Source organism: Treponema sp. OMZ 857, assembly GCF_024181085.1.
Lineage (GTDB): Bacteria > Spirochaetota > Spirochaetia > Treponematales > Treponemataceae > Treponema.
The window spans coordinates 823955-846715 of the sequence record NZ_CP051147.1 but is presented as its reverse complement, the minus strand read 5'-3'; the positions used below and the strand labels follow the sequence as shown (position 1 = coordinate 846715).

Annotated in this window: 26 protein-coding genes and 2 tRNA genes; 8 read left to right on the top strand and 20 right to left on the bottom strand. The window is 46.9% G+C overall.

The window, feature by feature from the left end; translation table 11 throughout:
- Positions 1 to 2: 2 nt before the first annotated feature.
- The 11 genes from nusA to rplU form a co-directional block, all read right to left on the bottom strand.
- A complete protein-coding gene (nusA, locus tag E4N66_RS03980; protein WP_253729045.1) occupies positions 3 to 1463 on the bottom strand; it encodes a transcription termination factor NusA in 1461 nt (486 codons plus the stop codon).
- Between the two features lie 9 nt (positions 1464 to 1472).
- Positions 1473 to 1922: a ribosome maturation factor RimP gene (gene rimP, locus E4N66_RS03975; RefSeq protein ID WP_016522137.1), complete on the bottom strand. Its 450-nt coding sequence runs from the start codon at positions 1920 to 1922 to the stop codon at positions 1473 to 1475.
- A gap of 214 nt (positions 1923 to 2136) precedes the next feature.
- Positions 2137 to 3594: a HEAT repeat domain-containing protein gene (locus tag E4N66_RS03970; RefSeq protein ID WP_253729044.1), complete on the bottom strand. Its 1458-nt coding sequence runs from the start codon at positions 3592 to 3594 to the stop codon at positions 2137 to 2139.
- Between the two features lie 69 nt (positions 3595 to 3663).
- The gene (gene rsfS, locus E4N66_RS03965; RefSeq protein WP_253729043.1) at positions 3664 to 4014 is read right to left on the bottom strand and encodes a ribosome silencing factor; all 351 of its coding nucleotides are present in this window, start codon (positions 4012 to 4014) and stop codon (positions 3664 to 3666) included.
- A 12-nt stretch (positions 4015 to 4026) separates the two neighbouring features.
- On the bottom strand, positions 4027 to 5211 hold the full coding sequence (locus tag E4N66_RS03960; RefSeq protein ID WP_253729042.1) for an LCP family protein: 1185 nt from the start codon (positions 5209 to 5211) through the stop codon (positions 4027 to 4029).
- Entirely contained in the window at positions 5208 to 5864 is a 657-nt protein-coding gene (gene yqeK, locus E4N66_RS03955; RefSeq protein WP_253729041.1) for a bis(5'-nucleosyl)-tetraphosphatase (symmetrical) YqeK, read from the bottom strand. The genes E4N66_RS03960 and yqeK overlap by 4 nt, the downstream gene beginning before the upstream one ends.
- Positions 5857 to 6447 carry a nicotinate (nicotinamide) nucleotide adenylyltransferase gene (nadD, locus tag E4N66_RS03950; RefSeq protein ID WP_253729040.1) on the bottom strand — a complete coding sequence of 197 codons (591 nt, stop codon included), beginning with the start codon at positions 6445 to 6447 and terminating at the stop codon, positions 5857 to 5859. The genes yqeK and nadD overlap by 8 nt, the downstream gene beginning before the upstream one ends.
- Positions 6444 to 7808, bottom strand: coding sequence for a GTPase ObgE (obgE, locus tag E4N66_RS03945; RefSeq protein ID WP_371922449.1), 1365 nt, complete (start codon positions 7806 to 7808; stop codon positions 6444 to 6446). Before obgE ends, nadD begins: the two co-directional genes overlap by 4 nt.
- A gap of 121 nt (positions 7809 to 7929) precedes the next feature.
- Entirely contained in the window at positions 7930 to 8181 is a 252-nt protein-coding gene (gene rpmA / locus E4N66_RS03940; RefSeq protein ID WP_006187878.1) for a 50S ribosomal protein L27, read from the bottom strand.
- Between the two features lie 35 nt (positions 8182 to 8216).
- Entirely contained in the window at positions 8217 to 8540 is a 324-nt protein-coding gene (locus E4N66_RS03935; protein WP_253729039.1) for a ribosomal-processing cysteine protease Prp, read from the bottom strand.
- A 7-nt stretch (positions 8541 to 8547) separates the two neighbouring features.
- Complete coding sequence (gene rplU, locus E4N66_RS03930; RefSeq protein WP_016522145.1) at positions 8548 to 8862, bottom strand: 50S ribosomal protein L21; 315 nt, start codon at positions 8860 to 8862, stop codon at positions 8548 to 8550.
- 236 nt (positions 8863 to 9098) lie between these two features.
- Between rplU and E4N66_RS03925 the strand changes: the two genes are divergently transcribed.
- Positions 9099 to 9617, top strand: coding sequence for an FKBP-type peptidyl-prolyl cis-trans isomerase (locus E4N66_RS03925; RefSeq protein ID WP_253729427.1), 519 nt, complete (start codon positions 9099 to 9101; stop codon positions 9615 to 9617).
- A 12-nt stretch (positions 9618 to 9629) separates the two neighbouring features.
- Positions 9630 to 10685, top strand: coding sequence for a Gx transporter family protein (locus E4N66_RS03920; protein WP_253729038.1), 1056 nt, complete (start codon positions 9630 to 9632; stop codon positions 10683 to 10685).
- A 109-nt stretch (positions 10686 to 10794) separates the two neighbouring features.
- On the opposite strand, the gene E4N66_RS03915 is transcribed toward E4N66_RS03920, so the two are convergent.
- The 3 genes from E4N66_RS03915 to eno all read right to left on the bottom strand — a co-directional run bounded on the left by E4N66_RS03915 (position 10795) and on the right by eno (position 13722).
- A complete protein-coding gene (locus E4N66_RS03915) occupies positions 10795 to 11952 on the bottom strand; it encodes a DUF8086 family protein (RefSeq protein ID WP_253729037.1) in 1158 nt (385 codons plus the stop codon).
- Positions 11945 to 12325 carry a RidA family protein gene (locus E4N66_RS03910; RefSeq protein WP_044015536.1) on the bottom strand — a complete coding sequence of 127 codons (381 nt, stop codon included), beginning with the start codon at positions 12323 to 12325 and terminating at the stop codon, positions 11945 to 11947. The genes E4N66_RS03915 and E4N66_RS03910 overlap by 8 nt, the downstream gene beginning before the upstream one ends.
- A gap of 98 nt (positions 12326 to 12423) precedes the next feature.
- A complete protein-coding gene (gene eno, locus E4N66_RS03905; RefSeq protein WP_253729036.1) occupies positions 12424 to 13722 on the bottom strand; it encodes a phosphopyruvate hydratase in 1299 nt (432 codons plus the stop codon).
- A 113-nt stretch (positions 13723 to 13835) separates the two neighbouring features.
- Here eno and E4N66_RS03900 point away from each other — a divergent pair, with 113 nt between their 5' ends.
- On the top strand, positions 13836 to 14813 hold the full coding sequence (locus E4N66_RS03900; RefSeq protein WP_253729035.1) for a GNAT family N-acetyltransferase: 978 nt from the start codon (positions 13836 to 13838) through the stop codon (positions 14811 to 14813).
- A gap of 35 nt (positions 14814 to 14848) precedes the next feature.
- Here the strand turns inward: E4N66_RS03900 and E4N66_RS03895 are convergent.
- A tRNA-Arg gene (locus E4N66_RS03895) sits at positions 14849 to 14922 on the bottom strand.
- A 93-nt stretch (positions 14923 to 15015) separates the two neighbouring features.
- A tRNA-His gene (locus E4N66_RS03890) sits at positions 15016 to 15087 on the bottom strand.
- Between the two features lie 133 nt (positions 15088 to 15220).
- Here E4N66_RS03890 and def point away from each other — a divergent pair.
- From def to E4N66_RS03875, 3 genes are read left to right on the top strand one after another with little or no spacing between them, the layout of a single operon-like run.
- On the top strand, positions 15221 to 15742 hold the full coding sequence (def, locus tag E4N66_RS03885; RefSeq protein WP_253729034.1) for a peptide deformylase: 522 nt from the start codon (positions 15221 to 15223) through the stop codon (positions 15740 to 15742).
- Positions 15742 to 16719, top strand: a complete 978-nt coding sequence (gene fmt / locus E4N66_RS03880; RefSeq protein WP_253729033.1) for a methionyl-tRNA formyltransferase — start codon at positions 15742 to 15744, stop codon at positions 16717 to 16719. The genes def and fmt overlap by 1 nt, the downstream gene beginning before the upstream one ends.
- Before the next feature lie 15 nt (positions 16720 to 16734).
- The gene (locus tag E4N66_RS03875; RefSeq protein ID WP_253729032.1) at positions 16735 to 17736 is read left to right on the top strand and encodes a PASTA domain-containing protein; all 1002 of its coding nucleotides are present in this window, start codon (positions 16735 to 16737) and stop codon (positions 17734 to 17736) included.
- Between the two features lie 66 nt (positions 17737 to 17802).
- On the opposite strand, the gene E4N66_RS03870 is transcribed toward E4N66_RS03875, so the two are convergent.
- The 4 genes from E4N66_RS03870 to E4N66_RS03855 form a co-directional block, all read right to left on the bottom strand.
- Positions 17803 to 18564, bottom strand: coding sequence for a class I SAM-dependent methyltransferase (locus tag E4N66_RS03870; protein ID WP_253729031.1), 762 nt, complete (start codon positions 18562 to 18564; stop codon positions 17803 to 17805).
- 85 nt (positions 18565 to 18649) lie between these two features.
- The gene (locus E4N66_RS03865; RefSeq protein ID WP_253729030.1) at positions 18650 to 19300 is read right to left on the bottom strand and encodes a cupin domain-containing protein; all 651 of its coding nucleotides are present in this window, start codon (positions 19298 to 19300) and stop codon (positions 18650 to 18652) included.
- Position 19301: 1 nt separating this feature from the next.
- Complete coding sequence (locus E4N66_RS03860; RefSeq protein WP_253729029.1) at positions 19302 to 20141, bottom strand: Rossmann-like domain-containing protein; 840 nt, start codon at positions 20139 to 20141, stop codon at positions 19302 to 19304.
- An 18-nt stretch (positions 20142 to 20159) separates the two neighbouring features.
- Positions 20160 to 20849, bottom strand: coding sequence for a Crp/Fnr family transcriptional regulator (locus E4N66_RS03855; protein ID WP_253729028.1), 690 nt, complete (start codon positions 20847 to 20849; stop codon positions 20160 to 20162).
- A gap of 122 nt (positions 20850 to 20971) precedes the next feature.
- Here E4N66_RS03855 and E4N66_RS03850 point away from each other — a divergent pair, with 122 nt between their 5' ends.
- Both E4N66_RS03850 and E4N66_RS03845 read left to right on the top strand, forming a co-directional pair.
- Positions 20972 to 21955, top strand: coding sequence for a FecCD family ABC transporter permease (locus tag E4N66_RS03850; protein ID WP_253729027.1), 984 nt, complete (start codon positions 20972 to 20974; stop codon positions 21953 to 21955).
- Positions 21952 to 22743: an ABC transporter ATP-binding protein gene (locus E4N66_RS03845; protein WP_253729026.1), complete on the top strand. Its 792-nt coding sequence runs from the start codon at positions 21952 to 21954 to the stop codon at positions 22741 to 22743. Before E4N66_RS03850 ends, E4N66_RS03845 begins: the two co-directional genes overlap by 4 nt.
- Positions 22744 to 22761 lie beyond the last annotated feature (18 nt).

The following is a 22761-nucleotide window of genomic DNA, read 5'->3' as shown; positions in this document are numbered from 1 at the left end:
TCCTATTCTTCGTCCTCATATTCAAAACTTAAACCGACACCACAGTTAGGACAGACTGTCATATCGATCGTAATCGGTGCCCCACATTCGGGACATTCGTATACTTCTTCTTCCGCATCCTCAGCAGGTGCAGACATTGTTTGATTTTCAGGCTGGGCTTCCTGTTCCGGTTCCTGATTCTCATTGACGATCTCAAATGATCCGTTGATCAATGCCTCAAGAGTCTTAACTTTTTCTTCCGACATACCGGGAAGCGCACAGAGTTCTTGATGCGAAGTATCCAAGAACTGCTCAACCGTTTCAATATGATTCTCATGCAAGAGCGCTAACACATCAGGGTCAATACCTTCAACCTCGGTCAGTAAAACAGCCTCATCATTAAACAGCTCTTCAGCAGCCTTACGGGTTTCAGCATGGATATCCATCTCTTGGAACTGCTTTTCAGTCTTAACGTCGATACTCCAATCTGCCAGCCGGTTGGCCAACCGAACATTCAAGCCCTGCTTTCCAATGGCAATTGAAAGCTGACTTTCCGCAACAACGGCAAGCGCCGTACGCTTTTCCGCATCAAGGATAACAACATCCAATACTTCAGCCGGTGAGAGGGCATTGGCAATAAATACTGCCGGATCGCTCGAATATTCAAGCACATCGATTTTTTCTCCCTCCAACTCGGTAATAATCGTCTGAATACGGGTACCTTTCGGACCGACACAAGCACCGACGGGATCCACATCCTCTCTATGAGAGATAACGGCAACCTTTGTCCGGTAGCCGGGTTCGCGGACGATTTTGTACAATTCAACAATATTATCGTAAATTTCAGGAACTTCAAGTTCCATTAACCGGCGCACAAAATCGGGATCGGTACGAGAAAGGATGAGCTGTACCACATTTGATTGCCGGTGTTTTTTTACTTCTTTTATAAGGGCTTTTATTCTATCGTTCGGATGATATATTTCCTGTGGAAGTTGAAATTTCCGCGGTAAAAGCCCTTCAACTTTTCCGAGATCGACATAAATATTATCGTTTTTCTTCCGTTGATAATAGCCGATGATAATCTCACCCTCTTTCGCCTTATACTCGGAATAAATGCTGTCTTTTTGGATTTCTCTCGTCGATTGATGCACGCGCTGCACACCCGCTTGAATTGAGCCGCGCTTAAAATCCTTAGGATCCAGCTCAAAAAGAAGTTCATCGCCGAGTTCGCAGTCAGGCGCAAGTTTTGTTGCCTCTTCTATATCTACCTCAAGCACAGGGTTCACAACATCATCAACAATCTTTTTACGTGCATAAATGCTTACTGCATCATCACCGGTAATAACTACCGCATTAACATCGGTCTTAAAAGCCGTTTTGTATGCAGCTTTCAATGTTTGTTCAACAATTTTAAATGCAAGATCTTCATCCAGTTCTTTTTCTAACGCGAATTTTCGGACATCTTCAATACTTACCCCAGCCATCACGACTCCTTAGATCTTATTCAATTTCGCTTTTTTTATATCCGCATACCGGATATCCCTTTGCCCGCCGGAAATATTTAAACAGATACCCGTCGAATCCGCAGCCAGCAATTCACCCTCAAGCCAATCGGGGCAGGAAACTTCCAACACCTTTATATTTTCTCCGATAAAGGCTTGAAATTCCGCTGCATTTTTTATTACTCTGTTAAGCCCCGGAGAGCTTACTTCCATTTGAATATCTTGAGAATTGAGCAGAACTTCTGCACGCGATAATAACGCCCGATGTACCTTTGAGCAATCGTCTATCCCGACTCCATTTTTACTGTAGATAACGGCCTTTACCAGCCACATTGTTTTTTGATGAACAATCTGTAAATCAACCAATTTATATCCAAGACCGGTAACCAGTTGTTCATAATCGGTAAAATACGGAACGGTTTCTTTTTGCACATATTCCATTGCATCAACTCCCGTAAACAAAAAAAGAGCCGTTTGAACGACTCCTGCCTAGATTTATAAGGATAATAAAGTTCTATATAGAAGAATATCATAAAGGAAAAGTTTATGCAAGCCGTAGATTACGCCTTGTCGATTACCGGCAGCAGGTTCATCGGGGGAGGCTCATGCTGCCAAGATTGCCGTACACCAAGGCAGCAAGAATACCGTTTACCCGTTATTCCAGCAATCGCCGGGCACGGCGCTGCAGTGCACCTTGTTTTTCGTCTTGCGCGATAGCTTCCACTAAGGCACGGGCATCCGCCGGAGCGTTCGTCTTAAACATATCAAGCCCGATACTCTTGGTTAATACATCATCACTCTGTAAAAAAGCTTTGCAAATTTCTGCCGTTGCAGTATTTTCGATTTTTGCAATTTCCTTACCGAACTCATACCGTAGTTTCTTTTGCTTGTTATCCGTTACGGTTGCCAGCACCACCGTATCCAAATCAGCTGCAAGCGCCGTGGAATTGTGCTTCAACACCGAACTCAGAATAGTAACCCGCAGTTTTTCACTCTTTTTAGAATCACGAAATGTTTCGGCAAGCCATGTATTGCCTTCTGCCGTATTCAATACCGCCAGCGTTTCTACCGCTGCAAACCGAACCGCATCCGTCGGGTCATACTTTGCACGGTATAATACATACGGCGCTGCTTCCGCCATCTTTGTCTTTTGTGCGGTTTTTAAGGATTCGAGCCGAACCTTATAATAGCTGTCTTTAAATCCCTGCAAGATGAGCTTTCGGGTTTCATCCGTATCGAAAGAGGCAGCACCCCGTATTGCGGCTTCCCGCAGCTGCGGTTCCGGCTGTTCAAAAAACTCCGCCAGCAGCGGCACAATATCGGGGTTCCCCATTTGGGCAAGTCCGGCAATAGCACTGGAACGAACGTAAATATTTTCATTTTCATCCTGCGCCCGCTCCGATAAAAACGCACGGGTATCTTCGCTGTGCAGCTTTTCGAGCGCAGCCATAATCGTCTGTTTTAAAATAAGTTCCTGCTTTGCATCGTCAATTGTCAAGCTATCAAAATAGTCTGCTAAAAAGGCAGCCTCTTCATCACTGCCGATTTCGCCTAATACGGAAACCGTTTCCGCACCATACTCCGCCGTATCTTGAGTCAGCATTTTTTGCAGAGCCTCGTTTAAGGCGGGAGTGAGTTCCGGCTTTACCGTTGCAAGGTAAGACAGCACCGCCTTTACCAGCGTCCGCTGTTGGGCTTCATAGTCTGCCAATACTGCAACCGCCGCTTCCGTCAGTTGAGTGTTTTTATATTTTTGGTATAAACCGAAAAGACCTTCTCGCACGGCAGGACTCTTTGTCTCCATAAACAGGCGATTAAAATCGTCCTGCATCGTTTCAAAATCACGCTTCTCAACCTTATTGACTACCTCAAGTATTTCCGATTCCAATCCGTACTGCAATGCTTGCCGGGCTTTTTCAATCTCATCAAGCTCTTGTTTTTTCTCTTCCGGTTTTTCCGTTCCGCTCTTTTGGGCATCCTGTTCCGCTTGCTGTTTTACTTGCGGTACGGTTTTATCGGCAGTTGTTTTTGATGGAGCTGTATCCGTAGCCGCATACGTCCGTGCCATGAGTACCGACAGTGCGGTCAATATCATAAAAATGAGTTTTTTCATTACAATACTCCTGCAATCATTATCGGAATTCCAAGATTTTATTTTTAAGAAGCGCCGATACTTTAACCCCTACGCTAACAGATTAGGGCTGTCATACCACAAACGTTCAAGGTCGTAGAATTTTCGGGCGGTGGGACTCATTAAATGCACAACGATGGAACCGAAATCGAGCAGTTTCCATTCGTCGCCATCCGGACTTTTTCTGATAGTCCGGTATTCCTCAATCTGCATCTCTTTCGCCGCTTCCATAATTTTGCCTTCAAGACCGCCGGCCTGTTTACCGCTCGCTATAGTCGCAATCACAAAAAAATCCGTCCAAATATGCGCCTCTCGTAAATCGAGCACTACAACCGATTCCGCTTTAAGATCACGCAAAATAGTTCCAAATGTTAAAGCTGCCTGTTCAAAATTAACTTCCATATATCCTCTCTTCTATTTTTTTTGCCGTACCGAATAACCGTTAAAATCTTTACCGAGTATCAACGTAAAGTCGACGTTCGTTTCGCTGCCGGAATGATCATCGCCGATTTGGGCAGATTCGATATTTTCACAACGGACAACCTGTCCGACAATCTTTGCCACCGCCTCATTCCCGATTCTATCGATTAAAACCGTATGCTCAACTCCCGTTTGCGCCGCATTTCCAACACGGATAACGTCATACCCGAAACTCTGATACAGCTCGGAGGCGGTTCGTGCAAGCCCGTTAATATCGGTTCCATTTAAAACTTCCAATGCATATACCCGCTCCAGCGTTGTACCTTCTTTTGAAGCAAGCGCGGCAAGCGTCTGTCCGATAATTTCCTTTATCTGCTGACCGTCGCGGAACGGAAAGAGTAATTCCTTTGAATCGACGATACGCACGGCGCCGGTTAAACGCTGAGGTACTAACCGCTCCGAATCGATTTTGCAAAGGTATTCCAAAAGCTGTTTTAAATTTCCGCCGGTAACATTGCCGTGCAGCAACGGGCTGAAGACCTTAAATTGCTCCTTTTCGAGCATTTCGGGATGCTCATATAAACTGCGGAGAAAGGCCAATACCGCTTTTTGCTTGCGGGTTACCGCCTCACCTTCGGCATCCGCCTCATCTTCATACAACAAATAGTCGCGAACCTTATCGCCGTCCAATAGTACCGAACCGGAGGGGAGCAAGATCTTTCCATATTGTTCGGAATCGATATCGACGGAAGAAGGAATAAAAACCGAAATACCGCCGAGCAAATCGGTTAAATACATAAAATCGGTCAGCGAACACACAATATAAAACGGAATGTCAACACCGGTCAGTTTTTCAATTTCTTTCTTATAAACAGCCGCGTCCTTTTCCGTATAGAGCGAGCCGATACCGCCGGTACGTCCAAGTTGAGGCAAAATCAATCCGATATTCGCAGGGATATCGAACATTGCCGCGCGCCGTGTTTGCGAATAGTGCGCAATAACATTCGTAGAAATAGGCACATTGTCGTGTTCGATGATAAACAGCACCTTGAGCACATTATCCTCAGAAAGAGAGGTACTGATAGGGTCAACATTGAGATTCCGTGCGACAATCACCCCAGAAGGAATGAGCATAGCTAAGATGAGTAGTAAAAAGATGATGTTTTTTCCCTCTTTCAATTCCTTGCCTCCCGACGGATCGTTTTCGTCTGCATATCCGGTATCTGCTGCCTATCCTGTAAAGCATTTTTCTCTTTTAGAAATCGATATGTTTTATACGTACACGCCTGCACTTTTTTTCCTTTTGACTCCACAAAGCCGATAACCTCTTTCAGCACTTCAAGAAAAAGCTCATCGAGCGTCAGCTCCTCAACCTTTTCCCGTAAGTAATTGCAATTTTTCCGGCCGGGTTCGATTTTATCCGCAATATAGATGATCCGCCCCAGCGCATCAAACTTTGTAGAAGCGGAGGTATGATAGCGCACCGCATTTAAAAGCGATTTTTTATGAATGCCGTAATGCTCCTGCAATAAAACCGCTGCAGCCCGCCCGTGCAGTAACTCGGAATTTACCGCTTCGTCGGGCGTAACAGGCTGCCCATCCGTCCGTACCGTGCGGAGTAGAAAGCCGATGGGCTTTTCTTTGCACATATCGTGGGAAATACCGGCGAGATAACAAAGCCGCTGAAGCCTGTGTCCGTAACCATACCGGCGGGCAAGTTCTTCCGCATAAGAGGCAACCCTGCATGAATGTTCATAGCGGTGATCGGAAAGATTGCGGCGTGCATACCGGTCCAGTACTGTGATGAGTTTTTCAATACGGATATCATTCATAGAGTTTATGTTCTTTAATATACGAGTATACGCCTGAAGGTACAAGATAGCGCCAGCTCTTTTTTTCTTTTATAGCTGCCCGTATTCCGCTTGAAGACACCGGCAGCAAGGCATTATCTACCCTTAAATGAGGAACCTTGCCCGCGGAAGCAGCCTGTGCCGTAGAATATCGGTCTATAATGCGGTTTCCTACTATTATATCGGCATAATCGGGTATGCACTCCGCTTCACGCCAGCCGGTAAAACCTTCCAGTAAATCATCGCCGATAATCAACCCGATTTTCCCTTCACATTGAGGAAATTTTTTCTTTAGGAATTTTAACGTATCGATGGTATACGAAACACCTTGCCGCTGTATCTCGCAGGGTTCACAGTAAAAAGCCGGATTATCGGCGATTGCGAGTTTCACCATTGCGAGTCTGTCCTCGGCGGTGCAGCCGGAGTGTCCGTCTTTAAAGGGTGATAAGAACGCGGGGATAAAGGCTACGGTGTCGTACCCGTAACGGAGCGAAACCGCATCGGCAAGCATCAAATGGCCGATATGAATAGGATTATAAGATCCGCCCAATACGGCGAGCCTCATTTTTTACCCTTCCGCTTGCGGCTTAAACTCACCGTTGCGCCGAAACCTTCCTGCTGCACGTAAACGGGGTCTTCCAGCTCTGCATGCATAAAGTTATTGTCTGCCGCAGCCGGTACGATAGTCTTTTGCATACCGCCGACGGCATTAAAATGATTGCTTCCTGCAGCACTATCGTTAAAACCGCCGCCGGCAGCGCTATCGAAATCGAACACACCACCCGCAGCCATATCTGCCGATAAACCTTCGGTTGTCAAGTCATCACCGGATACTGCGTTATCGAACACAGTGGTGCTGAATGCGGTGTTGCCTGCCTGTTTGCCGACGGTGCTCTCTGTCGATGTTTCAGCGTTTTTGCCTGCATCCGCGGCGGCAAGCTCTTCTACCAGCGCAACAAACGCATCGCGAACCTCGTCCAATCCCCAGCGGTTAAACACCGAAATACCGAGTACGGGCACATCGGAAAGTTTTTCCCGCAGAGTTTTGAGCCGCTCTTTTGTTCCCTCAAGATCGAGTTTAGTAGCGATAATAACCCGTTTTTTTGCAGCTAATTCTTCCGAATAGGCTGCAAGCTCTCCGCAGAGGGTATCATACGCGGTTAAATAATTCTCATCGGACAGGTCAATCAAAAAGGCCAGCCCCGCCGTCCGCGAAATATGCTTTAAGAACCGAATACCGAGGCCGACTCCCTCCGAAGCGCCCTCCAATATCCCCGGTATATCCGCGATGATAATATCCTGTTCCTCATCGATGCGGAGGACGCCGAGGTTCGGTATTTTGGTGGTAAACGGATAGGGTGCAATCTTAGGGCGGGCATTGGTAAAGTAATCCAAAAGAGAGGACTTACCGGCATTGGGAAAACCGACAAGTCCGATATCGGCGATGATATTCAGCTCAATTTTAAGACGGCGGGTCTTGCCCTCCTGTCCCGGCAAAGCGGTGCGCGGCGCTTGATTGGTTGAGGTTTTAAAATGACAATTCCCCCAGCCGCCGTTACCGCCGGTCAAGAAAGGAATAAGCCCCTCAGTCCGGTCACCGAAATCGTAGACAAGCTCATCGGTATCGGCATCTTTAATAATGCAGCCCGGCGGGAGCGGAATAATACAGTCGGTACCCTTCGCACCGAATCGTTTTGAACCTTGCCCATCCAAGCCGTTTTTAGCCCGGAATACCCGCTTATGGCGTAAATGCACAAGCGTGCGCATATTCCGTTTAATCTCAAACAGCACATCGCCGCCGCGCCCGCCGTCGCCGCCTGCCGGGCCGCCCTTAGGCACGTATTTTTCCCGCCGGAACGCAATACAGCCGTTCCCGCCTTTTCCCGATGAAACTTCGATTAAAGCTTCATCCGCAAATTGAATCATCGCCTCGTTTCCTTCTCGAAAAAAAAGCCGGCATTAGAGCCGGCTTACAACAAGTACCCTCTAAAAAACTCAATTTTCAGAAGGTCTCAATATCATTGCGGAATTAACCGCTCGTCCATCCCTACGCTTGCGTTACAGATGCTAAATGTCTGCCATTGCGGTGATGATACACAACCGTACCGTCTACAGTTGCAAATAAGGTATCATCTTTGCCGCGGCCGACATTGTCGCCCGGATGGATGGGAGTTCCGCGCTGACGGACTAAAATGGAACCGGCTTTTACCGTCTGCCCGCCGTATACCTTAACGCCCAAATATTTAGGGTTTGAATCTCGTCCGTTTTTTGCACCGCTTCCGCCTCGTTTCCGTGCCATAGTAGCCTCCTCGTATCAGATAAGCATCTGTGTGCTTACCGCTGTATCTTTTTGCATTGAACCGCTTGCGGATATTCTTCCTGTAAAGAAGCTATCCCAAGCCATAAAAACTCCGCTGCATACCGTAATTTTTCACTTTGCGTTTCGTCATAGTTAAGAACCCGAAAAGAAAGCGAACCGCGCCGTTCCGCACTGACATCAGCTTGCACAGAACCGAGCGCCTGTACAGTCGTCCTTAAAAGGATCGTTACGGCTGCACACACAATATCATGTCCTTTCACGCCGCTATTCGCATGGCCGGAAGCTTCAACGGAAAGGAGATGCTCCCTTTCATCAAGCTCCAAAAGGACTTGTATCATTCCGCGCTTACACCCCGGTAATCGAATTAACCGTTAAATAGGTGTAGTGCTGGCGATGCCCGATTGTGCGGTGATAGTCTTTCTTACTCTTGTACTTGTATACAATTACCTTCTTATCACGCATACTCTCTTCAACCGTTGCCGAAATTTTCGCGCCCGCAACGTAGGGAGCTCCAACAGACACTTTACCGTCATTGTTAACCAGTAAAACGGTATCGATATCGATAGCCGTTCCCTGCGGTTCGTTGATCTTATCTACCAGAATCTTGGAACCTTGTTCAGCCTTATACTGTTTGCCTTTATATTCAAAAAGTGCGTACATAAAAACCTCTGTTTACGTTTCCACGGAAACATCTATCATTAAATATGATACATAACTCCGCGTATTTTATAGATTTTTGTATGATGATATATGAACGGGTGCATACCATCAAAACTAAACGGTTGATTTCAAAATATAGCATAAACGGCCTACAGAGGTCAAGATGTGGATTCAGAGCAAACGCATTTCGAGTTTTTGCCTTGCCTGAACGTAGGAAAATCGGTATCATATTCAGCATGAAAATTGCAGACGATTGTTTGGTTACCCTTGAGTATACCTTAAAAGATGATAACCAAGAGATTTTGGATTCATCAGAACAGATGGGACCGCTGGACTATGTTCACGGTTATCGCCAGCTTATCCCCGGCTTGGAAAAAGCCCTTGCAGGACGCGAGGAGGGCGAAAGTTTTTCGCTTACGGTAGCACCGCAGCAGGCTTACGGTGAAATTGACCCGCGTGCGGTCTTTGAGGTGAGCCGGGCACAATTCCCGCCCGACACTCAGCTGGAAGTCGGCATGGAATTTGAAACAAGCGGCCATCATGTGGTTATAACCGGTATTGATGGTGATATCATCACGCTGGATGCAAACCATCCGCTTGCCGGAAAGACACTACACTTCGATATAAAGATTGCCGGTGTGCGGGATGCTACCCCCGAAGAGCTTGAAGAAGTCCAGCAATCCTTCGCAGGCGGTTGCGGAAGCAGCTGCGGTACAGGTGAAGGCGGCTGCGGCGGGTGCTCAGGCTGTCATTAAACCGGCTATACTATGAACAAAAAACAGGATGCGCTGGTGCCGGTTTTCGGCGCCTTGTGTTTCTTCCTTTCGGCTATTGAATTTGTTATTCCCAAGCCGCTGCCGTTTTTGCGGATAGGTCTTGCGAATGTTCCGTTGATGCTCGCACTTGATGTGTTATCGTTTCCGGCGTTTTTATTGCTGACGATGATAAAAATTCTCGGGCAGGCGTTTATCAGCGGAACGCTCTTTTCTTATCTCGTCCTGTTTTCGGCAGCAGGGACAATCGGTGCCGCACTTATGATGTATGCCTTGCATAAGATTCCCCGTAAGGTGCTCTCGCTTGCGGGGATCAGCATGGCAGGGGCATTTGTATCAAACTGCATACAGCTTTTTATCGGGCGCTTCTTTATTTTCGGAGAAGGTATCCGCTATATGGTGCCGCCCTTTCTCTTTATCGGTGCGATAACGTCTTTGATCCTCGGTATTTTTTGCGAAAGCTTTGAAGCGGAATCCGAATGGTATACTCATATACGGGACACGGATTCCCCGTTATACGTTCAACTACCGGACAATACGAATCCTGCCGCTCATCCGCGGCTCCGATTGATAACAGGCTTCACCTTGTTGATTGCACTCCTTTTTATACCGGGCTTACCGGCAAAGGCTGTCATTTTTACTGCGGGCTTTTTGCTCTGTATTGCAGAAAAACAAAAAATATATTGGGTGCCGCTTTGTATTTCGACGGTAGGAATAGTAGCGTGTCATATCTTTATTCCGGTAGGAAGAGAACTATTTTCGATAGGAAGTTTCTCGCTCACGAGCGGAGCCTTGCTGAACGGTTTGGAAAAAGCAGTTGTTCTGCAAGCGATGATTTTTATTTCACGATGGACGCTGCAAGTACGAATCAGGATTCCGGGATTGATCGGCAAGGTGCTTGATGAATCTCTCTACATATTTAAGCAATTGCTTGAGTATAAAGACAAGATACGTCCGCGGCATCTTATCACAAGCATCGACGAACTGCTGCTCGGTCTCCCCTTCATAATCAATAACCCCGACGCAAAACGCAGGGAGATATTCTCATAAGGTAAAGGGCAATCGTGCACGATAAGTGCATATAATCCGTAAGTTTGCGTAAGTAAATTCAGCCGTTTTCAGCCGCTCAGTTTTAGCGGCTGAAAACAAACATTGGACTTTACAGTCCTAATTCACTCAACTCGGCGGTAAAGATACCTGCACGCCCGACTTCGTAGAATATCGATTCTTCCCACGCTGCGGTAATAGCCGTATCTGTGATAGAAAACGCAGTATAGTTAAAGTTTTCGGGTAAAGACGGCAGCTGTACTTTTCGGATGCCTCGCCCGTTCGTATTAAGCATCAACGTTCCGTCAGGCAAAAGAAGGGCGGCGCTCCGGTTAGCATCACCTTGGGAATACTGAATTGCATACACGGTTACCGGCACCCTCTCTTCCATAGTATCAGTTGTTTGATTCCGTGCAGGTTTGAAGAAAATAGTACCATCCGCCGAATCTTCGGTGAATACTTTCAAGTACAAATCTCTATTACTTTCGATTGTGTCTGCTAACTCTTTGAGCATATCCGGCATCCGGGTATAAAGCGGAGGTTCGCAGGCTGCTCTAAAGGCCTCTACAGACAGCTGTTCGATATATTTATAGGCATCCTTCTGCATAAAGGAGACAAAATTACCGCATTTTACATACGAGAAGGAAATATCCGTTCCATTATCAGCCTTAAAACTCGCATACCATTGACTGCCAACCTGTTCAAGCGATTTGCACTGCGCGCCTTTCGGTAAATGCAGATACGTTACATCGGCAACGGGTGTATACGACGAGAATCCGGAATCGGCACGCAATAAAAAGAGCGTATTTTCGGATGTATCGCGCGATAAAAAGATCGAATTTTGGTAAATGCGAATAAAAAACTGCCCGTCAACCGTATACAGATCTCCGGCGGTAGCCTGCGAAAAAAGCTCATGCTCAACCGGAAGCTGCGCGCTGGATTGTAAAGAGCGAATCGGATACAGTCCGCATTTATTGATTAAAAAAACGGCATTCCCGTTATTTAAACCGAAATCGGCAACTTGAACCGCCTCCGTCCACGGTTTAAACATCGCGGCAGGTATTTCGGAAACGGCATCGGCGTTTTTTAATTCCACAGAACCATTATCACCAACGGAGAAATATTTCCAATGATTGGCGGACGGAACTTCAACCGGTGCTGCCGATACACTTTTTTGTGCTGGCGGCGTTTTGGTTTCTGTCTTTTGTTTTGTACAAGCGGAAAAAACAAGCGCTGCCGCAAGCGGCAGCGCTAAAATCAACTTACGCAAGAGCGATTGCCTCAATTTCGACCAGTCCGTCTTTAGGCAGACGGGCAACTTCCACAGCGGAGCGTCCGGGATAATTTCCGGTACCGAATACCTCGCTGTACACTTTGTTCATTTCCGCAAAGTTGTTCATATCGCTTAAAAATACGGTTGTTTTAAGCACCTTGTCCAAACTGCTACCACCTGCTTCGAGTACCGCTTTCAGGTTCATCAGCGATTGGCGGGTTTGTTCGGCAATACCGCCCGGAACAAAAGCACCCGTAGCGGGATCAATCGGCAGCTGACCGGAAGTAAAGATAAAGCCGTTTGCGGCTGTTCCCTGCGAGTACGGCCCGATCGCAGCCGGCGCCTTGTCTGTTGCAATAATCTGTTTCATAACTACTCCTATAAATCAATTAGTAATTGGTAATTTGTAATGGGTAATTACTCACATTCTTAATTATGAATGTATAATTAAGAATGTGAGACTAAATGTTAAAATCCATAGCGGGCAAAGGTTGCGGCGCCGGCATAGCGGGCTTGGCAGCCGAGTTCTTCTTCGATACGAATCAGCTGGTTGTACTTTGCAATACGGTCACTGCGGCTCATCGAACCGGTCTTAATCTGTCCCGCTTCTACTGCGACGGCGAGGTCGGCGATAAACGCATCCTCGGTTTCGCCTGAGCGGTGAGAAATAACGGCGGTATAGCCTGCGTTCTGCGCCATACGTACCGCATCGATGGTTTCGGTAACCGTGCCGATTTGATTGAGCTTAATCAAAATGGAGTTACAGGCCTTTTCTTTAATACCGCGCTGCAGCCGTTCGGTGTTGGTAACAAAGAAGTCGTCGCCGACAATCTGAATTTTGCTGCCGAGTTCTTTGGTCAGGCGGGCATAGCCTTCCCAATCATTTTGATCGAGCGGATCTTCGATAGAAACGATCGGATAGGTGTTAATCCACTTTTTGTAGATTTCGATCATCTCATCCGCAGTGAACAGCTTATCCGGATTAGACTTCCAGAATTTATAGCCCTTGCGTCCGCCCTCGTCGAACAATTCGGAAGAAGCGCAGTCCAGCGCGATGGCAATATCGGTGCGCGGCTTATAGCCTGCCTTATCGATCGCCTTCATAATATACTCCAGCGCCGCTTCGTTATCGATATCCGGAGCGAAACCGCCTTCATCACCGACAGAGGTAGCTTTGCCGTCTGCTTTCAAAAGGCTCTTCAAAGCATGGAACACTTCCGCCGTCATGCGCACCGCTTCGTGAATGGATTCGGCGCCGATCGGCATCACCATGTATTCCTGAAAGTCGATTTTGTTGTCGGAATGCTTGCCGCCGTTGATGATATTTGCCATCGGCACGGGCATTTGCAAGGTATGTGCGCCGCCCAAGTAACGGTACAGCGGTAAACCGACATAGTCGGCGGCAGCGCGTGCAACCGCCATCGAAACGCCGAGCATTGCATTGGCGCCGAGTTTTGACTTATTCGGTGTTCCATCCAGGTTGAGCATAGTCTGATCGATTTCAGCCTGTTCCAAGGCATCCATTCCCTCAAGCTCTTCCGCAATAATGGTATTCACATTATCAACAGCCTTTAACACACCCTTGCCGCCGTAGCGTTTTGCATCACCGTCGCGCATTTCCAACGCTTCAAACTCGCCGGTAGATGCTCCCGACGGAACGCAGGCACGTCCGAAACTGCCGTCGCTCAATGCAACATCAACTTCAACAGTAGGATTTCCGCGAGAATCGAGAATCTCACGTCCTTCAATATACACAATATCGCTCATATACGACCTCCCATCTTTCAGAGGGAACTTCTAAAAAGCTAACCGAGTTTTTAGAGATGCCCTAGAGATAATCCGCTACATATTACACTTATTTTATGATATAATCAAATGGTATGACATTTATTTTATCCCCCGAAATGCTCAACGATATTATCTTTTCTATGGAAAATCAAACGGAAATTCTTTTATTCGATGCACTTGAAGGTGTCTGTGTTGCTGCAGATACCATTGGCGATGATTATGAAACGGTTATCGACGAACAGCGCTATTACGCTCTCCCTAAATGGACTTCCGCTCATGGTTTCCATGTGATGGAGCAGTTTACTACACTGGTGCATAATCCGCTACTGCGGGAGGCATTGCTCAATGCACTCGGACAGCGGAAAGGCGTCTTTCGCCGATATAAAGAAGTACTGAAAACCGCACCTGCTGTTGAACGCGAATGGTACCGCTTCAAGGATCAGCAGATGAAAGCTGCCGTGTACGAATGGTATAATGATCTGCGAAAACTCTGGGGACTGGAAAAAATCAGTTTTGAAGATGAAACGGACAGTCAGCTTTTACAGGAAGATTTTACGTTTCAGATTGAAAAATACGATGCGTTGAATGCCGAACTTTTGCGAAATTTTATCCGTAAAACGGAAACAACATCCGACGACAGTGATAAGATAATATCCTTTGACGACTTTGACGAAAAGGCAGCATTTGAAGCGGGTAGTCTACTTGGATACACAGCATTTTTTGATGCGAATGTTTGCGCCGCAGCCGGACAGAAGTACAGTACAACTCAGCATAATGCTGTGTATATCACTGCATACAATGAAAACGGGTTGTGCGGGGTTTGCTCCGTCATTGCCTTCCCGTTTAATGAAAGTTTTTGTATTCCGTTCTTGCGGGTATTGCCTGAGTATCGGGGACTTGGACTCGGTAAAGAGCTTCTACAGCGAGCCTGCATGTATGCCCAACCTTTGGCTGATGTACTGATATTTGCCGACTTTTGCACACCGGCTCATCTGATTGCACTACTTGAACGGGAAGGGTTTGAGCAGAAAGGACTCTTGTATGTAAAAGATTTATCCGGTGATGAGTAACGGGATTTGTAAAAAATATGAATGGGTAAAAAACGTGCGCCCGACACGGCTCGAACGTGCGACCTACGGATTCGAAGTCCGTTGCTCTATCCAACTGAGCTACAGGCGCATTTTTCGCTCATGCCCAAAACAGACTAATTTATGTGCATCACTAAAAACTCAGTTAGCTTTTAGTGATGCACAACGAGCATAAACGTAAAAGGGTGGGTGATGGGGTTCGAACCCACGACAACCAGATCCACAATCTGGCGCTCTACCACTGAACTACACCCACCGTGAATACAGGCGATAATGCCAAATAACCCCAAAAAAGTCAAGTAGCTGATAGATGCGGGACAGAGATTTCCGGTACGTTCACTTTGTAAACACATTGACCGCACGGCATAAATTTTGTACTATAATGCGCGATGAAGGTACTGTATTTAGGTGAAGAAACGCTCCGGCAGCCCTCAAAGCCGGTAGAGCATATTGATGAAGCCTTGCATGAACTGATACGGGAAATGTTTATAACAATGGATGAGGATAAAGGTATCGGTTTGGCGGCGCCTCAGATAGGAAAAAATGTAAGACTTTTTATCGTAAAAATCGATGACGGCGTGGAACGAGTATTCATTAATCCGCTCATTGTCGGCACTTCGGAAAAACAATGCAGCTATGAAGAAGGCTGTTTAAGCATCCCTAAAATGTATGCGGACGTTGTTCGCCCCGAAGCCGTTACCGTGCAATATCAGGATATGAACGGACGGCGCAGGACGATAGAAGCAAACGGTTTACTCGCGCGGGTTATCCAGCATGAGTATGATCACCTTGAAGGAGTCCTTTTCATTGACCGGCTATCCGAAAAAGAACGGGATAGCCTCATTGCAAAGTTCACTCAACAGCAAGAGCGCAAAAAACAGCGTGAAGCAAAAAAGCGGGCGCGTGCATAATGAACGTTTTTTTTGCCGGAACTCCCGATTGTGCAATCCCGGCCTTGCAAGCAATCGCAAAAACCTATCCTCTTGCCGGCGTGTTAACGGCTCCGCCCGCCCGTGTCGGACGCGGTAAAAAATATACAGACTCTGCGATAGCGCAGGCGGTTGCCGAACTAAAAGAACGCGGCATCATCGCTCAAGAGGTACCGGTCTTTACACCGGAGAAATTAAATGCGGATTTCCGCGAAGCCGTAGCGGCGCTCCGGCCTGATGTACTGGTCTGTTTTGCGTATGGAAAGATTTTCGGCCCGAAGACGCTGGCATTATTTCCACACGGAGCGCTCAATATTCATCCGTCCCTGCTGCCCCGATGGCGAGGGCCGAGTCCGGTACCGGCAGCAATCCTTGCAGGAGATAGCACAACCGGTGTAACCGTTCAGTATATGGCGCAGGAAATGGATGCGGGAGACATCATTATTCAAAAAGAGCTGCCGGTTGAACCGTCCGATACGACCGAAACGCTCTTAACCCGCTGTGCAGAACTCGGCGCTTCGCTCATCGTGCAAGCGCTTAAAACGGTAGAAACGGGTTCTGTCACCACAACACAGCAAAATCATGCAGCAGCAACCTATTGTACGCTGTTGGAAAAAGATAGCGGATTACTGTGCTGGCAAGATGATGCTGCCGCAATAGATCGAAAAATACGCGCCTACACCCCGTGGCCGGGAGCCTTTACCTATTGGATGGGTTCAAAACTTTCCATTATACAGGCTCATCCGTATACGGGGAATGCTGCGAAGGAATCGCCCGAAACGCCGGGACTGGTACTCGGCATTGATAAACGGGAAGGCGTATTGGTGCAAACGGGAAAGGGTATTTTAGCAGTTCAGATACTCCAGAAGGAAACAAAAAAAGCAATGCAATGGAAGGATTTTTTAAATGGGGCAGCCGGCTTTATCGGAACTACGCTCCGATCTCTTCCGGAAACATAAATCTAAGGATTAAGTATGAGTATAGGTGATATTGCTGATGATATCAGCGGAAACGGAAAAACAATTGTTATTACATCGTTGGTGATGCTCATCGTTTTTGTTGCGGTTTCGACGCTGGTCTTTTTTATTTCGTTAAAAAGTGCCGAGCAAGTGATGGTGCCGAATGTTGTCGGTAAAGATTTACCCGAAGCGCTGCTCGATTTGCAGGCACGTGAGCTCTATCCGCGCATTCAGCTCCGCTATTCTCAAAAAGCAGATGAGAAGGGGCTTATCCTTGAACAGGATCCCAGCCCGGGAGCTATCGTTAAAGGCGGCAAGCGGATCGAGCTGGTGGTAAGCCAGGGGACTGTCATCGATACGGTACAGAACTATATCGGAGAGAATATCGAAGATGTACAAAATCGGATACGGGAATTGTTTACCTCCGGCAGCCGCCAATACATCCAGATTAAACAGCCGTATTTGACAAAATACAGCGCCGAACCCGCAGGAACCATCCTTGAGCAGGAACCCGCAGCGGGAACTCCGATTGCGAATAATATGGAGCTGACCTTTGTGGTAAGCAAGGGAACGCAAGCGGAAACAACCCAAGTTCCCAATATGGCCGGCGCCGATCTAAAAAAAATATATCAGGTAATGCAGAGAGCTGCGGTAACTTTTGCTTTTACCGCAGGCAGCACAACGGGAACGGATATTACCGTACAACAGCAAAGCGCCGCAGCACAGAGCGAAGTTCCGGTATTTTCTCCGGTAACACTGACCGTTTCCCTACCGGAATCGACAAACGGCATGGTATCCGGCATCCTCAAAACAACACTGGCGGAGTTTCCCTACCCCTTTACCGTTTCGCTCTATGCGGCGTATCCCAACGGGGATAAGGATCTCCTTACCTCCTTCCGGCATCCGGGCGGCGCATGTTCCGTACCGTACACCGTTCCGGAAGGAACAAAGCTGTCGCTGGAAGTGCTCAACAAAGAGGTCTATACCGAAACGGTGGGGGCAAATACGGCTGGATAAGCAGGAGTGGGGCTGTAGCGCGATAGATGAACACCTCTAAAAAGCTAGAGCTTTTAGAAAATCGATCTACACCTTTTTTACGCCTGCGTTACAGATATAACCGAGTTCGTACTTGTGTCCGTTAAAGTAACGGTACATCTTGGAGAACATTGCTCTGTTTTCTTTCTTGAGTGCACACCGGATAATATGCAGCGTATTCCACAAGCCTTCATCTCTGAGCAAACCGCGGGGGCTGAGCAGGGTCATCATTCCGCATTTCTGTGTTACGGTAAATCCGTTCCGGGAGAAAAGACTCTCCCACCCCTCGGCATCGAGCGGCTCGACATTTACGTTAATCGCCTTGCTTAGACCCATTCTGAGTTCCTTTTGCTGTGCCGTGTCTTTAACGGTAAAAAAGACATCCTGTGTTACTACTCTACCGCCCGGTTTAAGCACACGGAAATACTCTTTGAGTGCTTTGTCTTTGCGGTCGCCCACCAGCATGGTCAGCATTGCTTCATTGATAATAACATCAAAACTATTATCTTCAAATGGTAATGCTGTTGCATCGCCGTGTATCAGCGTAAGTTTATCTTGTAGATTATTTTTTTCGATATTAGCTTTCGCATTTTGTAAGGCATTTTCATCAAGATCGACACCTGTAACGGCGCAACCGAATCTCTGTGCCAACTGAATCATGGTGCGACCTCTATTGCACGCAACCTCAAGAACCTTTGTCTCCTGTGTTATTGCAGCCTGATCAATCAGCCATTCGGTAGCTTCAATACCGCCCGGACGGAGCGTCGTTTTACCGATTCTTGCTAAAAAAACATGTCCAGCTTCGTACATCATAATCTCCTACAGAAAGTTTTATAGAGAAGGACACCTCTACACCTCGATTGTTAATTGAGAGATGCCCTTTTGTACGATCTTACTATTCGCGAATTAGCAGCAACGCCATTTTAAATTTACCCACTGCTTTTACATAGTGTCTGCCGTCTTTATCGAACTTGAAGTTTTCACCTTCATGTATGCGGTATTCCTTGCCTTCATAGCCGATGATAGCTTCACCGTCAAGCCCGAATACAATTGCTTCCCCGGGAGCTGCATGGGGCTGCAGCTCCGTACCCGCATCAAACGACATCAGCACAAATTTTGTTTTTTTGTCATCAACAAGATCCATGCTGACGATATTTGCTTCCTTGTATGGAAGCAATTCTTTTAAGACAAAAAGCTCTCCGCCTTTCAAAATTTTGTTCATAGAACACTCCTTATTGAATATGATTTCCGAATATATACATCCGCCGCTGCTTTGTATGCCGACCGGAATATTTTCCGGCACCACAAACAGCTCGCCGTACTGCAGCGGCTGAGTATGCTCACTAAGATAGATAACATCTGCACTTCCCTGCTCTATCTTCCAAAGCTTAGGATAGTTATAAGTTTCGGGACTGATATTGGTCTCCGCTGCAATAGCAAACACCGACATGCTGCACATACTGCCTTGCAACACTGCCTCTGACGTTGTACACCCTACTATCGGTTTATGCTCTTCTGCAATGGAAAATATTCGTTTTTCTTTCATCTTATTTCCTTTCAAGTTCATAAATATCCATGTAGTCAAATTCCCGGTATGTCTGCTCTGCGCCGAGGGCAGTCTTCAAATATGTTTCCTTATCCCTAACCGAGGTACTGAACATATAGTTATACCCTTGCTCAAAAAAGTAGTCGGGACAGAGCTCGCAACTCGGTCCGTACAAGCCTACAATTTCTGCATTGGATCCCGCTTGCCGCAATGCCATGTATGAATTATTCACAATAGTGCTGCCTGACATAATGATAATATCAAGCGTACTGAGTATATCGCAAAAATCAGCAGCATTGTGTCCAAGATGCCACTGTATGCCTTCCGGAAAGCGCTGCAGTCCGTTTTTATAGCGATAACTTAGAATTGTTTCCGGTTTCCGTAAATCAAACACATGAAATTCTTTACAGCGGTTCAAAAAACGGTTGATATAAACACCGAACCCGATAAGCCCGACCTTTTTTCCTTCCGTTTGATACCGAAATTGCAGACCTTCCGTCCTCACAATGCTGCGCTTCGCCAAAAGTTCCGTCGTATTGAGCGGTTTACTCATCAAACTGCTTAAACTTACGATGAGATTCCGTAGATGAGTATCATGCTGTTTAAGCAGCAGTTCGATACATACGTCTACCGGTTTACCGTAAAGCTCCGCTGCAATTTTCGCATATTGCTCAGGGCTTATATTTTCTTCAACACGCAGCGCAAGGCTTATATGTGAGTCGGTATCAGCCGTCATAATCCAGTGGAAGCCTGTAATAAGCTCATCAAAAATCGGCAGCGGTAAGCCGAATCTTTTATACAACGAACGGTTTATATCCAAAATAACCTTTAAATCTTCCATACATTACTTATACTGGATTTATCCGTTTACCGTCTGTTGCCGGTGCAACACAAACTTGATCTGTTTCCCCTCAATTGTGATAATACCTTCGCGCTGCATACGGCTCAACTCCCGCGATACCGCACTTCTATCAGCGCAAATAAACTGTGCCAGTTTTTCCCGCGTAAAAGGGATCGTAAAAGCATGAGAGTGCTGCGAGTCATGCATTACATTCAGGTAAAACAGCAGTTTATCACGGAGTGTCGGCTGTGAAAGAAGCTGAATTTTCAGATTCAGATATACTGCATCACGTGCAACTTCCCTGAGGATATTCTCTAAAACAGTCATCTTATACGGACAGGTTCGGCAGGTCTTATTTTGTGCAGACGGCACTTTGATAAACAGCACCTTTGATTTTTGAGCACTTACCATACGTAAAAACGGATTTGTCAGCTCTAAACAACTGAGTTCTGCGCCGAACAGGTCTCCCCTTTGCACTTGCTTAAGCAGTATGATCTTCCCATCAACACCGATTTGTTCTACATGAATGCAGCCGGTAATCACGATGCCTGCGTAAGGGATAGTATCAGCTATAGGATGTACTTCCTGTCCGCTTTCAAGTAACCGGTAAAATCCGTGAAGGCAGGAAACAGCTTTATCAATTTCTTGAGCAGGGATACCTTTAAATACTGCAGAATGTGCTAAAAAAGCTGTGCAAAAATTAAGCATTTTTTCCTTCTTTGTTGCAACGGCAACAGAATACACAGTTAGTTTATGCTAACTTTTTTCCAATGTCAACAATGATCAAAAAAGAGAATCGACGGCAGTATCCCGTTTTATTTGGATGTCTCTTGTTTTTAGCACCGCTTATTGCAATGATGATCAGCCTCTCTATCGGACGGTATTCTGTGCCGGCAAGCAGTACTATTCGCGCAATTATACAGTTCATTACGCACAATAATATCGCATTGGCAAAAGATAATGTTGAAGCCCACATTATTATCGGCATCAGACTGCCCCGCATCCTATTAGGGCTGCTCTGCGGCTGTGCATTGGCAAGCGCCGGAGCAGGGTTACAAGCGCTGCTTTCCAATCCGCTTGTATCCCCCGATACGCTTGGAGTTGCCTCAGGGGCAAGTTTCGGTGCCGCACTGGCACTGCTGGCAGATCAACGCCTGCTGATTGTACAGCTCAGCGCTCTTACCTTTGGTATTATCGCGCTTTACCTCACCTACCAAGCAGGAAAAATAAAGCAGCAGAACTCCATTGTTATGCTGGTGTTAGCAGGCGTTGTGGTGTCTGCGCTATTCCAGGCAATGGTATCGCTCATTAAATACACGGCAGATTCCGAAGAAAAACTCCCGACAATTACCTATTGGCTGCTTGGGAGTCTGAATAATGCCACATGGAAAGGTTTAGCCGTAGGAGCGCCGATTATTGTAGCAGGAACGGTAATCTTAATCCTTGCACGGTGGAAATGCAATATCCTTACCTTATCTGATGATGAAGCAAAGTCTATGGGGATCGATCTCCGGAAAATACGCTTACTGATCATTATCGCATCGGCGGCGGTTATTGCTTCCAGTGTTTCTATGTGCGGACAAATCGGCTGGGTAGGGCTCGTGGTGCCCCATGTATGCCGGATGCTCTTCGGAAGCGATAACCGGCGGGTTATTCCTGCAAGCGCCAGCATCGGTGCTGTGTTCATGCTGCTGTTAGATACAGTCGCCCGCAGTGCAACGCAGTCGGAAATTCCCCTTTCCATTCTGACAGCCCTTGTAGGAGCTCCTTTCTTTATCATACTGCTAAAACGGACGGGAGGCGGCTGGAAGTGATATTCGCGGTTCATAATGGGACATTTGCATTTAAAGGCGGCGCACCGGTTTTACGGGATGTTTCTTTTTCGATAGAGAGCGGGCAGATATTATCCATCCTTGGCCCCAACGGTATCGGAAAAACAACGTTGCTCCGCTGCATGATGGGGATGCTGCAATGGAATTCCGGTACCAGTACGGTTGACGGACAGAATATTGTAGAAATTCCTACACAACAGCTGTGGAGGCGTATTGCCTATGTTCCGCAGGCAAAATATCTCCCCTTTGCTTTTACCGTAGAGGAGATGATTCTATTGGGACGCAGTGTACACATCGGATTGTTCGGCGTGCCGGGCGAAAAGGATAGACAATACTGTGAAGAAGCGATGGAAGCAGTAGGCATTTCCCATTTACGCGGCAAGTATTGCAACCGTTTAAGCGGAGGCGAACTGCAAATGGTGCTGATCGCCCGGGCGCTGTGCAGCAAGCCGGAGATGCTGGTGCTGGATGAACCTGAATCAAACTTAGATTTCCGCAACCAGCTTATCATTTTGGAAACGGTTCACCGGCTTGCAAAAGTTGACGGCTTATGCTGTGTGTTCAATACGCATTACCCCGCCCATGCCCTGCGTATTTCCGACAAGTCGCTCATTCTCTCCCGCAGCGGAGAAAGTATATTCGGGCAATCTGAGACGGTTATTAACGCAGAGATAATGGAAGATGTTTTTCAGGTGCACGTTGATATTCTTCAGGCTTCGTATAAAGGGATACCGTACAGCGCTGTAACGGCGGTATCTTTAGCGAAATAAAACAATTACTTACCAGAA